The sequence below is a fragment of the Chitinophaga sp. 9-1-y genome (assembly GCF_059511905.2).
Map to the genome: position 1 here is coordinate 1588635 of NZ_CM197955.1, position 13959 is coordinate 1602593.

At 45.9% G+C, this 13959-nt stretch carries 9 protein-coding genes; 8 read left to right on the forward strand and 1 reads right to left on the reverse strand.

What is annotated here, in order from left to right; all coding sequences use genetic code 11:
* Positions 1–3: 3 nt before the first annotated feature.
* The 5 genes from AC5ZC7_RS06295 to AC5ZC7_RS06315 all read left to right on the forward strand — a co-directional run bounded on the left by AC5ZC7_RS06295 (position 4) and on the right by AC5ZC7_RS06315 (position 7215).
* Positions 4–1395, forward strand: coding sequence for a RagB/SusD family nutrient uptake outer membrane protein (locus tag AC5ZC7_RS06295; RefSeq protein WP_496160443.1), 1392 nt, complete (start codon positions 4–6; stop codon positions 1393–1395).
* A 10-nt stretch (positions 1396–1405) separates the two neighbouring features.
* Positions 1406–3202: a redoxin domain-containing protein gene (locus AC5ZC7_RS06300; protein ID WP_496160442.1), complete on the forward strand. Its 1797-nt coding sequence runs from the start codon at positions 1406–1408 to the stop codon at positions 3200–3202.
* Between the two features lie 134 nt (positions 3203–3336).
* Complete coding sequence (locus AC5ZC7_RS06305; RefSeq protein ID WP_496160441.1) at positions 3337–4101, forward strand: SDR family oxidoreductase; 765 nt, start codon at positions 3337–3339, stop codon at positions 4099–4101.
* 143 nt (positions 4102–4244) lie between these two features.
* Complete coding sequence (locus AC5ZC7_RS06310; RefSeq protein ID WP_496160440.1) at positions 4245–4634, forward strand: hypothetical protein; 390 nt, start codon at positions 4245–4247, stop codon at positions 4632–4634.
* 163 nt (positions 4635–4797) lie between these two features.
* Positions 4798–7215, forward strand: coding sequence for an ABC transporter permease (locus tag AC5ZC7_RS06315; protein ID WP_496160439.1), 2418 nt, complete (start codon positions 4798–4800; stop codon positions 7213–7215).
* Here AC5ZC7_RS06315 and AC5ZC7_RS06320 read toward each other — a convergent pair whose 3' ends face one another.
* A complete protein-coding gene (locus tag AC5ZC7_RS06320; RefSeq protein WP_496160438.1) occupies positions 7216–8526 on the reverse strand; it encodes an ATP-binding protein in 1311 nt (436 codons plus the stop codon).
* A 314-nt stretch (positions 8527–8840) separates the two neighbouring features.
* Between AC5ZC7_RS06320 and AC5ZC7_RS06325 the strand changes: the two genes are divergently transcribed.
* From AC5ZC7_RS06325 to AC5ZC7_RS06335, 3 genes are all read left to right on the forward strand, one after another.
* Positions 8841–9371 (forward strand): sigma-70 family RNA polymerase sigma factor, encoded by a 531-nt coding sequence (locus AC5ZC7_RS06325; protein ID WP_496160437.1) that lies wholly within the window; start codon positions 8841–8843, stop codon positions 9369–9371.
* Positions 9372–9459: 88 nt separating this feature from the next.
* The gene (locus tag AC5ZC7_RS06330; RefSeq protein WP_496160436.1) at positions 9460–10374 is read left to right on the forward strand and encodes a FecR domain-containing protein; all 915 of its coding nucleotides are present in this window, start codon (positions 9460–9462) and stop codon (positions 10372–10374) included.
* A gap of 55 nt (positions 10375–10429) precedes the next feature.
* A complete protein-coding gene (locus tag AC5ZC7_RS06335; protein WP_496160435.1) occupies positions 10430–13951 on the forward strand; it encodes a SusC/RagA family TonB-linked outer membrane protein in 3522 nt (1173 codons plus the stop codon).
* The last annotated feature ends 8 nt before the right edge of the window (positions 13952–13959 follow it).

Below are 13959 nucleotides of genomic sequence, written 5' to 3' on the forward strand. Positions count from 1 at the left end.
CACATGAAACGTATTCATATATTTTTAGCCGGTTTGATCATCATAGGAACTGCTGCCTGCAGTAAGTATGTAGATACGCCTTTACCAAAAAATGAGCTGGTGTCGGGGTTGGTTTTTACGGATGATAAAACTGCCACGGCTGCTGTTACCGGGTTGTATAGCACCATGAATGCCTACAACTACCAGTTTGCCAATGTGCTGATGAATTATTTGCCGGCCATGCAGTCGGATGAAATGTACTATTACACCACCTATGCCGACTATGACGTGTTTCGGGAAACGAGACTGATACCAAGTAGTACGTTTGTAACGCGCATGTTTGCAGATGTGTATAGTTACATTTACCAGATGAATGCCTGTATAGCAGGTATTTCCACATCTACTAATTTATCGCCGGCGGTGAAAAACCAGTTATTGGGAGAATCTTATTTTACACGTTCTTTCTTATATTTTTACCTGGTAAATATGTATGGTGATGTACCGATGATTACCAGCACAGATTACAAAGAAAATGGCGTGAAGCCCCGTGCACCCAGGGCCGCCGTGTATGATACTATTATCAGCAATTTGAAATCGGCTGTGACGCTGATGGCAGATGATTATCCCACCGGTACGCGGGTACGCCCTAATAAAGCGGCCGCCAATGCATTGCTGGCAAGGGTTTATCTGTATAATCAACAATGGGCGCAGGCAGAAGCCACTGCTTCACTCGTGATCAATAATAGCCGTTATACGTTGTTGAAAGACCTGAATACTGTATTCCTCGCTAACAGCCAGGAAGCTATCTGGCAACTGCAACCGGTGAACCTAAGCGGGGGACGCAATACCTGGGAAGGATTTACCTCTACACCCCCCAATGCTACAGCCAGCGCCTTATTCCGGTTGGATACCCTGCAGCTGATCCGCAAATTTGAGCCGGGAGATCAACGCCTTGCCAACTGGACCGGCTTCCGGAAAACCTCGGCTGGTGCTACCTATTATTTCCCTTACAAATATAAAGTACGATTGGGTACTGCGGGAACCGTTACCGAATACTCCATGGTGATGCGGGTAGCAGAGCAATACCTGATTCGCGCAGAAGCCCGCATACAGCAAGGTAAATTAAATGAAGGCCGTGATGACCTGGACGCAGTTCGTGAACGTGCCGGCATACCCGACCTTGCTACGGGGCTTACACAACCGGCTTTACTACTGGCGGTTGAACAGGAGCGTAAAGTAGAACTCTTTGCAGAGTGGGGACATCGCTGGTTTGATCTGAAACGTACCAAAAGATCAGACGCGGTATTGGGGCCATTGAAAGGAGCGAACTGGCAGTCAACGGATACCTTGTATCCTATTCCATCTGATGCTATCAGAACCAATGTGAACCTGACCCAGAATGAGGGGTACAAATAACCGTAGCAAAATGAAATACTTTGTTTTCCTGCTTTTGCCGGTATTGCTGGCAACGCAGATCGCTATAGCACAACAGCGGGTGGTGATTACACCTGCTTACCCCGAACGTGGTCAACGGGTGACGATCACCTATGATCCAGGTGCGCCGGGCGCAGGTATTCCGGCGGTTGATAGTCCTGTTACGGTGGTGTTCTCCTATTCTAATTTTTACAACCAACCGTGGAGAATGCCCATGCAACGGCATGGTGGCAAATGGACAACTTCCTTTGTATTGGCCAACTACAGCACGTTTGCCACTTTTTACCTGGAAAGCAGTACCGCAACAGATAAGCCTGCAAAAGACCGGCATTATGAAATAGCAGTGTATAAAAATAAAGTACCGGTACCCGATGTATCGCTTTACAAGGGATATAGTATGAGCGCGCAAATGGGGAAGTCGCCGCTACTGGCGGCCCAACAGGCCGCGTGCTACAAAGAAGAACTGCAACGTTACCCGGATAACTACGAAGCAAAGTTGCGTTTACTGGCATATGAAATCAGCAAAGCCACCACGGATAAAGCCAAAGCGGCGTTCAGAACACAAGCGCAACAAGTAATAGCAGATCGGTTTAATGCAGCACCAACAAACAGCGGGAACCTCAACAAAGTCACCATGGGGTACCTGATCATCGGCGAAAATAGCCGGCTGGATTCCATCCGCAACGTAGTCCGGGAGCGTTACCCTGACTCCGCACCGGGACGGGAGCTGGTGACAGCCGCCGTGGCAAAAGGAAAGGATACTGCCCGGCAAATCGTTTTTTTTGAACGGGAATTAAAAAAGGAAACAGCCGGCAATGCGGCATCTTTCACCGGTATGCACGAAGTGTTGTTTCAATATTACACCGTAGCAAAAGACAGCAACAAAGCCTTATATCATGCCCGTTTCCTGACAAACGAAAAGGAAGATCCCTACCGGGGACCTACCTGGCAACAGGTTGCACAAACCCTGCTGGATAACAACCTGGCATTGGATACTGCCCGTTATTATGCGCAAAAAGCACTGGATAGTGTGGGGGATTTTCCGGTGGGCGTGATCCGTTATTTCCCGGAAACAGGATATATCTATCCTGCGGTAGATGATAGCACGCGACAGGCTACCATTCGCAAAGCGAGTCGACACCTGTCATCCATATTAGGATGGATCGCTTTGAAACAGGGACATGTTGCTGCTGCAAATCAATACATGGAAGCTGCAATAGGAGTTGAGGCAGATAAGGAAACATTGGACAAGGTGGCGGCTTATTATCAACAAACCAACAATACAGCCGGGCTAATGGCATTGGAAGCATTCCGGAAGCAACGTTTGTTGGAGAAAGTAACCCGGCAGCGGATTAACAGGCCCGCGCCATCGCTGGCCAGCTTCGTGGATATGCAGGGAAAGCCGGTGTCTGCAACATCGCTCAAAGGTAAAATTGTGCTGATAGACTTCTGGGCCACCTGGTGTGTGCCTTGTATGCAGGAAATGCCGTATCTGCAAAAGTTGTATGAGCAATACCAGCATCACCCGGATATAGTGTTTATGATTACCAACAGTGGTGCAAAAAATACACTGGCGGATGCGCAGGGCTGGAGCGGACATAAAAAGTATACGTTCCCGGTGTATTACAACACTGATCCTGCTATCGGAGACCAGTTCCGGTTTAATATTATTCCGGCCTCGTACCTGATCAATAAGGCGGGTAATATTCAGTTCAGCAACATTGGATTTGAAGGCCCGGAGCTGGCCGATAAATTAAAGCAACAAATAGACTTATTGCTGGCGGAATAATAACCGCTGATTGTATAGCCGGCCATTTGATATGAGGTCAAATGGCCGGCTTCGTTATAAATACTTAAACTATCACCATAACCGGTCCAATGGAATGACTGACATTTGTGTTATCAAAAAAAATAGCACAACAAATGACAGCAAAAACTAAAGTAGCCCTGGTAACGGGCGGTAGTCGTGGTTTAGGCAGGAACATGTCTTTACATCTTGCTAAAAACGGGCATGATATCATTATCACTTATAAAAGCAACCAGGCAGAAGCTAAAAAAGTAGTAACAGAAATACAGGCGTTAGGCCGAAAAGCAGCTGCTTTCCAACTGGATACCGCGGATACAACCGCTTTTGACGGGTTCTTCGATACCGTATCCGGCTATCTGCAAACAAAAACCGGTAGCGGCACATTTGACTTCCTGGTTAATAATGCCGGTATTGATCGTGGTTCCCTGATTCCGCAAACAACAGAAGCTGATTTTGACGATTTGTATCACGTACATTTAAAAGGTGTATACTTCTTTACCCAGAAGGCATTGCCTTTTATTGCAGACAACGGCCGTATCATCAATCTTTCTACCGGGTTGGCACGTTTTGTTACACCGGGTTATGCGGCCTACGCTTCTATGAAAGGTGCTATTGAAGTATTTACCCGCTACCTGGCAAAAGAAGTAGGAGTGCGTGGTATTACCGCCAATGTAGTAGCACCAGGTATTATTGAAACCGACTTTACCAAAGCGGTATTTGATCATGCGCCACAGGCCATTGCACATATCTCTGCACAAACAGCGCTGGGTCGCACGGGCGTGCCTGATGATATTGGTGGTATCGTAGCATTTCTTTGCACAGAAGAAGCCCGCTGGATTACTGCGCAACGTATTGAAGCCTCCGGTGGGATGTTTTTATAGCAGAAAGCAGAAAGGCGAAAGCAAAAAGCTATTTTAGCGAATGACCGTGGCGAATATTTACTCGCTTTGATCATTCGCTAAAATAGCTTTTTGCTTTCGCCTTTCTGCTTTCTGCTTATATTTATATTTGAAATGCTAACGAAATGCCCGGAACTCCTGTATTAAAGAAACTATACTTTCATAAAGCTGCTACTGCTTTGATAGTGGGTGCACCTGATGAATATATTGCCCTTATTGGCGATGTAGCTTACGATACCAAACCCGCTGCTAAAAAGAAGGGCGCCTATGAGTTTGTGCAGGTATTTGCCACGCAACAATCGGCGCTTGAAAAATTGGTACAGGTGCATGTTGCATCCGGTAAACCGGATTGTATTTTCTGGGCCTGTTATCCCAAAGGCACCGGTAGTATAAAAAGTGATATCAAGCGGGAAACGGTATGGACAGCTTTTCAGGCAGCAGGATTGGAGGCGGTTACCAGCATCTCTATTGATGATACCTGGACGGCCCTGAGAGCGCGGCCTATCAGCCGGTAGTATTGTCCGGAATCGGACATGAAATGTGCTGTTAGCGGGCATTTGGTGGGGCGTAGTTGATTGTAATTACTTGATAACCATAGTGTTTTTGTTTCGGCATTTTATTGGAGCAACTATATGCCGGATCACGTGTCTATACGTTGAACGGCTATAACATTACACTATGTTTAAAAATTACTTCCGGATCGCATTACGGAATATTTGGAGAAGCAAAGGTTTTTCTGCGATTACTATTTTTGGATTAGCCATTGGGATGGCTACTTGTTTGCTGATTACATTATTTGTAACCGATGAATTGAGTTACGACCGGTTTAATGAAAAAGCGGATCGTATTTTCCGGCTGGATGCAGATTTCGAAGTGAATGGGAATGCGTTCCACGAAAGATATTCTCCCAGTCAGTTAGGGCCTGTTTTGGCGCAGGATTTCCCACAGGTAGAAAATTACGTACGTTTTTTTCAGCAGGGTAATATCCTGGTAAGAAAAGGTACTTCCACCCTGGTAGAGCAGAACGCCAGCTTTGCCGATTCTTCTTTATTTGATGTATTTACTTTACCCCTGCTGGCCGGTGATCCCAAAACGGCATTGACACAACCACATTCCATCGTGATTTCTGAGCGGATGGCCCGCAAGTATTTTAACAGTACTGATGTGCTGGGAAAAACGTTGCTCACCGATAATACCAATACCTACCAGGTAACCGGTGTGATGAAAGATGTGCCCGACCAGTCGCACCTGCATTTCGATTTTGTGCGTGCCATGTCTGAGCTGGAAGATAGTCGCAATACCCAATGGATGGCAGATAATTATACCACGTATGTATTAATGCGTCCCGGTGCTACCACTGCGCAGCTGAGTGACTATCTCAGTAAAACAACACGGAAGTATATGGAAACTTCCCTGCAGAAAATGACGGGGAGCACGATGGCCGATTTGGAAAAATCGGGCGGACATTTCAGGTATGCACCTATTGCTTTGCCTGCTATTCATTTGAAATCTCCTTTAGCCAATGAGGTAGAGCCTTCCGGTAACATACAGTATGTATATATTTTCATTGTGGTAGCGATTATTATCCTGCTTATTGCCTGCGTGAACTTTATGAATCTTTCTACTGCCCGCTCTGCCGGAAGGTCCAAAGAAGTAGGAGTGAGGAAGGTATTAGGTTCCCAACGTTCTGCCTTGGTGTTTCAGTTCCTGACAGAATCTATCCTGACCAGTTTTTTTGCATTGATACTTGCGTTGGCGATGGCCCTGTTGTTATTGCCTTTTTTGAACCAGTTATCAGATAAACATATTACGTTGAAAATGGCTTACCTGGTTTGGCTGTTGCCTTTCCTCGTGGTAACCGCAACCGTGATAGGTTTGCTGGCCGGTAGTTATCCCGCTTTTTTCCTATCTGCCTTTGATCCTATGAAAGTATTGAAAGGAAAGCTGACTACAGGTTTTAAAGGTAGCTGGCTAAGAAACAGTTTAGTGGTATTCCAGTTTGCGGCAGCCATATTACTAATTGTAGGTACGTTGGTGATCAACAACCAGTTGAATTATATCCGTCATAAAAAACTGGGATATAACAAAGAGCAGATGCTGGTATTGGGAAATACAGCTTCTTTAGGTACTCATGCCAAAAGCTTCCGGGATGAAGTGTTGTCAGTTCCCGGTGTGGAAGCGGGTACTATGACGGCCAACCTGCCTACGGAGATTGCCATGAACACCAGCATTTATTCCAAAGATGCCGCGAAAAGCAACGGGCAGGTAACGGGTTTGAATGAATGGTATATCGATGCGGATTATATTCCAACCATGGGGATGGAAATGGCGCGTGGGAGAAATTTTTCGCCGCAGATGCCCTCTGATACCACCGGGTTACTGATGAATGAAACCGCTGCGCGTTTGCTGGGAATTACAGACCTGGAGAACAAATATCTCTATGCCAACAATGAGGGCATGTTGCCGTTAAAGATTGTTGGTGTTGTGAAGGATTTCAATACCGGCTCTTTAAGAAAGAAGATACCGCCTATTATTTTCCGTTTGGGTGAGTATCATCGTAAAATGGTGTTTAGGGTGCGTACGGGTAATCTGCAGGGTACCATCGCTGAGGTGAAACGTCGTTATGAAGCGCAGGATGGTATGAGTGGACAACCATTTGTTTATTCTTTCATGGATGATGACTTTAACCGGTTATACCTGGCAGAACAGCGTACCAGCCGGATCTTTATATCTTTTGCGGTGCTGGCGGTGCTGATTGCGGCTTTGGGTGTGCTGGGACTGATTACTTATGCGGCAGAGCAGCGTACCCGGGAAATAGGTATTCGCAAAGTATTGGGAGCTTCTGTAGTGGGTATTGTAACGATGTTATCGAAAGACTTCCTGAAACTGGTATTCGTAGCTATTGTCATTGCTACACCGCTTGCCTGGTTTATGATGAACCGGTGGTTACAGGATTTCGCTTACCGGGTGCAGATTAGCTGGACAGTATTTATTGCTGCTGCTGGTATTGCCATCCTGATTACGATGCTTACCGTGAGTTACCGGGCTATCAGGGCCGCATTAGCGAACCCTGTGAATAGCCTGAAAGCAGAATAATTAATCAGCCAGTGGTAGCTCCAGGTAAAAGGAGCTGCCACCTTCTTTATTATTTTCGAACCAGATTTCTCCCTGTTGCGCCATCGTATATTCTTTACAGAGGAAAAGTCCCAATCCAATTCCTTTCTCATTATCCGTACCAAAGGTAGACCTTACCTTCAGCGAAAAGATATCCAGTTGCCGGGAGGGATCTATGCCGGCGCCGCTGTCTTTTACTTCGATACGGCATTTGCCGCCATTCCGGGTGGTGAGGATATAGATAGCACCTCCTGCAGGCGTGAATTTTGACGCGTTGCCTACCAGGTTACGTACAATTAATTGCAACATGTTGAGGTCGGCCATTACCTTAATGGATGCATCTATATTGGTGTCCAGGCTGATATTCTTTTTGGCTACCGCCATTTTATTGATTTTGAGAATAGGTAGTATGGCGGCAGCTACCTCTATAGGAGCCAGGTTTACATTGAGGCCATCCATTTGGGTTTTAGACCATACTAATATATTATACAGCATTTCCTGCGTACTGTTGACAACATACAGCAGTTCTGTTTCTATCTGTACTTTGCTTTGCGGGTCTATTTCTATTTCCCGCAATAGTTGCAGGTAAGACTGTATAGATGCCAGTGGATTGCGGAGATCATGGGAAATGAGGGAGAACAGTTTACTTTTCTCTGTATTCATGATTTCCAGGGAACGGGTTTTTTCTTCCCCTCTTTTCTTCTCCTTATTGTAGGCGTTTTTTAAATAAACAGTACCTACAAAAATAACCACTACGTTAATAATGTAAGTGGGTGTCATATCTGCGAAGATGTCGCCCCGCTTAGGGTAAACATCCGCAATCAGGTTGGGATGGTAATATTCGTAGATGATAAGTCCCAGTACGGTAACGAGGTTTAACACTATCCACCAGTAGTATTGTTTGGCAGGGGAGATCAGCATGGTAAGGAAGAAGGCCAGGGTAAAAGAGAGGAGGGAGGCGCCTCTGATACCACCGCTATAGAAATAATTTACTGCGAAACCGATGTTGATCATGACTACGGCAATGGCAATACACAGATCTACCATCTTCCTTACTCTTGATAAATAATAGATACCGGTAAAAATAATGACCAGCATCAAAAAAATCAGCGAGGTAGTTGTGAGCCCTGTAAAGTAGTTATATGGCACATTAAATCCAATGATGATCAGTGAGATAGCACAAATAGCATTAAAGATGCGGTTTTCAAGGGTGAAGTGCAGGGGATCTCCAATAATATACAGTGAAAATGTTTTCACACGCTCTAACAGATTTCGGGTTCCGGTTGTTGACATATAACGAATTTAAGGCAAGAATTACGAATTACGAATTACGAATTGGCGGGGAGATATTGCCGGGTATTATCTTCAGTTGATCCGTAATCTGTAATTCGTAATTTTTTTTGGTATTCTTCTTACAATTTGATTAATTTTCAAAAAGATAAGTGTACAGCCAAAATGTATTTTTGACGTTATGAAAAGCAATATCCGCGCCATTCCGGGTCCTATAAATTAATCATTCCAACTGAATTAATGTTTTGATAATACGCTTGCCGTTTACCGGTTTAGCGGATAAAAGTAATTTCGTCAGGTGCGATCATTCAATTAATATGACTACCTATTTAACAGACATAGCACTGTTTCACCTGGTTAAAACTGGCAGCATAGAAGGCTTTACGGAGTTGTACTTACGCCACTGGGAAGCGTTGTATGACTACGCCTGGAAGATCCTGGGTAATAAAGATCATGTGGAAGACGTACTGCAGGAGCTTTTCCTGCATATATGGGATAAACGGGAAACCATTGAGATAGATACTAACGTAAAAGGATACTTATTCCGGAGCTTAAAAAACCGGATCTACAATTTCCTGAAAGCCAATGCGGTAAAAAATGCCCACTATCAGGCGCTGCTCAACAACATGGGGAATGTTGCGGAGGAAGATGCCGTGATGGAACGAAAAGAGTATGTACGACGGCTCCTGTACCACCTGGAAGTACTCCCCGATAAAATGAGGAAAGTTGCCCGCCTCTATCTGATGGATGGCCTTAATATTAAAGAAATCTCCGACCAGCTCTCCCTGTCTGAACATACCGTGCGTAATCAACTCAACAACGTAAAACGACGGCTGCTGCGCAAATAAATAATATTGTTAATGAAATGTTAATTGCTGTTTTCGTCTGATCAAAAAAGGATGGCGTAGTTGTCTTCGTATACACATACGGGTTACTATGGGGGAACATGATAAGAAAATATCCGATTGGCTGGACCAGTTGAGTCAACAAAATAAGGCCGCGCCCTTTGCTTCTGAAGCAGAGAAAGAGCAGGCAAAGCAGCGCTTACTACAGTCTATCCTCGCTAATGCCGCACCGGCAAAAGCCAGGGTTCGTCCGCTTACCTGGGTGTATCGTATTGCCGGCAGCGCCGCCGCCGCGGTACTTCTTTTTCTAGGTTTCCGTTATGCGTTACAGGGACCCGCCCGGGAAGAAAAAGTATCCCTTACCTGGATCAGCACCGGTATTAAAGAACAGAAACGGGTGTTGTTACCAGACAGCTCTGTAGTAACCCTCAACGCCAATTCACAAATCAGTTTTAGCAACCATTTCAATAAAGAAGACCGCATCGTTACCCTTCACAAAGGAGAAGCCTTTTTCAATGTGCAACCACAGCCTGCCCGCCCATTTAAAGTATTGACCGATAGCATCGTGACTACCGTACTGGGTACCTCTTTCAATGTGATCAGGTATGTACACAGTGCTGCCGTGAAGATCACCGTGAAAACAGGTAAGGTAGGCGTGGGCAAAGCACAGCAAACATTTTGTCAACTGCTGCCGGCAGACCAGGTGTTGATCAGCAGCAAAGACTATCGTTTTACCAGCAGCCATGAAGCCGGACTGGCCGGCGATGAATGGACCAGTGGACGTATTGTAATGCGGGAAGAACCATTGTCTAATATACTGGAGCGACTGGAGATGATCTATGGGGTGGAGTTTGATAAGTATACCCTATCCGATGATTCACTCCGGACAATCACCTTTAATGCCGGCATGCCTTTGCAGAGCGTGCTCTCGATTGTAGAGAAAATAAGTAATGTACGGTTTAGCAGTAAAGACCAACAAAACAAAATCCACTTGTATGTAAAATGAAACAGCATTCGCCCTAACGAATGCTGCTGAAAACTCTCACATAAAATGTAAGCTCATGATTCTCATTTCTAAAATTAGAAAAAGGATACCTATTTGCCAATTATTTAAGGCAAAAGTACTCCGGTTGTTGCTATGGCTACTACCTTTGGCCTTTAGCAGCAACGTTTTAGGGCAAACCAGCCCCGCACTAGATAAGAAAATACCACATGTGGCCATCCCGGCAGGCAATGCCCTGGACGCCCTGAAAGAAATTGAAAAAATTACCGGGCTTAATTTTGCCTACAACGCCAACCAGCTAAAGACTTTCACCGTTAATCACCAAACCTATGACAACAAGAGTTTACGGGAAATATTAGCCGGCATCCTGAAAAATACCAAAACGGTAGTCAACGAGCAATCCGGCGTGATTGTGATTCTTCCCGGAGAAACACCCGCTGCTCCTGCTACCAAACCAGTCCGCAAAACCAGTGGTATTGTCAGCGATAAAACCGGCCCCCTGCCCGGCGTTACCGTACTGGAAGAAGGCACCGGCAATGGTACCATCACTGATGAAAACGGCCGCTATACCATTAAGCTGAAGAATCTCCCGGCTACCTTGCAGTTCAGCATCACCGGTTTGAAAAAGCAGGAGCAAATTGTAACAGCAGAAGGTACACTGAATGTAAACATGGAAGGTGATTTTCAGAAACTGGGAGAAGTAGTGGTGACCGCACTGGGTATTAAAAGAGAAGAACGTTCCCTGGGATATGCCATCCAGAAAATTGGCGGAGAACAGGTCGATAATGCCAAGTTCACCGACCTGAAAACAGCCCTGGCAGGCAAAATTGCCGGCGCTCAACTGGTAGGCGCGCCCAGCTCCACTTTTCGCGACGCGGGCATACGTTTACGGGGTGCTAATAGCTTAAGTGGAGGCTCTCCCATTTTTGTACTGGATGGTACCATCATTTCCCATACCGATATCAACCTGGATAATATAGAATCTATTTCTGTACTAAAAGGCGCAGCGGCTACCGCTTTATACGGTATCCGCGCGGCTGCCGGCGCGGTATTGCTGACTTCCAAAACAGGCAAACGTAATCAGCCCATGCGGGTAGAAGTGAATTCCGGTACTGCGTTTGAAAAATTATCCGTGATCCCGCAATACCAGAATATCTATGGCGCCGGCGATAACATGAACTTCGATGTTTTTCACTATGACGCCAACAAACATCCCGCTACCTGGAAACAATTTGACGGTCAGAAAATGGTTCAGTATTATATGGACCAAAGCTGGGGCCCAAAAATGGATGGTACCATGGTGCGGGAATGGTTTAGCTGGTATCCCGGAGAAGATTTCGGAAAGCTTACCCCCTTCGAATCACATCCCAACAATGTCCGTGATTTTTTTAGAACCGGTATCAATCTTAATAACAGCGTGGCTTTTTCCGGTGGCTCTGAAAGAGCGTCCTATCGCTTGTCTTACGCCAATCAATACCGTGACCTGATTTATCCCAATGCCAACCGTAAACGTAACTTCATTGATTTTGCCGGTACTTTTGATGTGACCGACAAGTTTTCTGTTTTTGCAGATATCAATGTAGTGAGTACCAAACAGATCGCAGAACCTTACGACGGTGGTAACTCCAATCAACGTAGTATCATGGCGCAGTTTAACCAGGAGTTTCAGCGCTCTGTAGACATGAAAAGATTACGCGATTACAAAACGGCCGACGGTACCTACCGCACCTGGAATATTGTAGGTCCTAACGGCAATGACTCCGCCACCACCTTACGTCCCCGTAAACGCGATAACCCCTATAGCGTGTATTATGAAAGCTATCGTCGCTACGCCAATTTCCGTGTATTTGGTAATGCCGGTTTCAATTATAAAATATTACCTAACCTGAAGCTGCAATCGCTGATACGCGCGGATATCATGGTAGATGATTACGATGACCGCATCGCCTCCGGCACCGTAAAACAGGATATGTATAAGTCCGGCCAGTCGCTGCCCCGTGAGTTCAACTATGAAATGACGCTAAACTATAACAAACAGTTGCGCGATTTTTCCATTGACGGATTAGTGGGGGGCAACATCCGCCATTATAAATTGACCCGCAATGAAGCCAATACCGTAGGTGGATTGAGTGTACCTAACCTGTACGCCATTACCGCTTCTATTCAGCGCCCCAACGCCTTCAACGATTATTTTGAGCAGGAAATAAGAAGTGTGTATGGTAAAGTATCCGTAGGGTATAAGCGTTTACTGTATGTGGATATTACCGGTCGTAACGACTGGTCCTCTACCTTGCCTACGGCGAAGAATTATTATTTCTACCCTTCCGTATCCGGTAGCTTTATTTTCACGGAGCTGCTGCCTAAAAGCAACTGGCTGAACTTTGGTAAAGTGCGGTTGGGGGTAGCACAAGCAGGTTCTGATGCGGGCATCTTTGCTATTAATACCGGCTATAACCTGCAAAATTCCTACAATGGCTCACCAGCGTTGAATACCCCGGATCAACTGGTAGATCCACGGTTGTCGCCATCACTGAGCACCAGCATTGAAGCCGGTGTAGCACTGAAGCTCCTGAATAATCGTTTAGGGGTAGATGTTAGCTTCTACAAGAATAAAAACACCAAACAGATTGCTAATTTGCAGATCAGTGAAACGAATGGTTACAACAGTTACCTGACCAATCTCGGCGAAATTCAGAGCAAGGGAATGGACATTGCCATTACTGCCACGCCTATACGCAAGCGGGATTTCTCCTGGGATTTGTATGCGAATGCCGCTACCAACAAATCTAAAGTAATAGACCTGGCGGCCAACATGGACAACTATCTCGCCGCGTCGAGAGAAAATGGGCTGCGCCTGGAACTCGATCACCGCAAGGGAGCAGAGTGGGGATTGCTGGTAGGCCCTACCTTCCAGTACTACCAGGCAAAAGATGCCAATGGTAAGAATATTGAAAGTCCGTCTAACGGCAAACCGATTGTAAACGCCAACGGCGCGTACCTGACCAACGAAAACCAGCCACTGGGATCTATTCTGCCTAAGTTTACGGGTGGTTTGGGAAGTACCTTTGTATATAAAAACTTTGACTTTACTTTCTCCATCGACTACCAGGTAGGTGGTAAGTTTTTGTCGCTCACCAAGATGTTCCTGCTGGGAACGGGCCTGGACCCATCTACGGTAGGTACCAATGATAAAGGCAACGACTGGCGCCTGCCGGTAGCGCAGGGTGGTGGTATTAAGCCAGACGGCGTGCTGGCAGATGGTACCCCTTTTAATGGCTACGTGGAAGCACGTACGTATTACTGGACTTACCTGTTTAACAAAGTAGCGCCACCGTTCATTTATGATGCCAGCTATGTGAAGCTGCGGGAGTTGCGTTTGGGCTATACGTTCGCTGCCAGACCCTGGACTAAACGCCTGGGGGTAAACAGTTTGAATGTGGCCTTATATGCGCAAAATCCTTGGTTGATTTATACCGCCCTGAAAGGCATTGATACTTCCGAGCTGGAAAGTTTCTGGGAAGAAAGAGGACAGGTGCCGGCTACCCGCACCATTGGTTTTAACCTGAAACTGGTATTATAACCATCAAA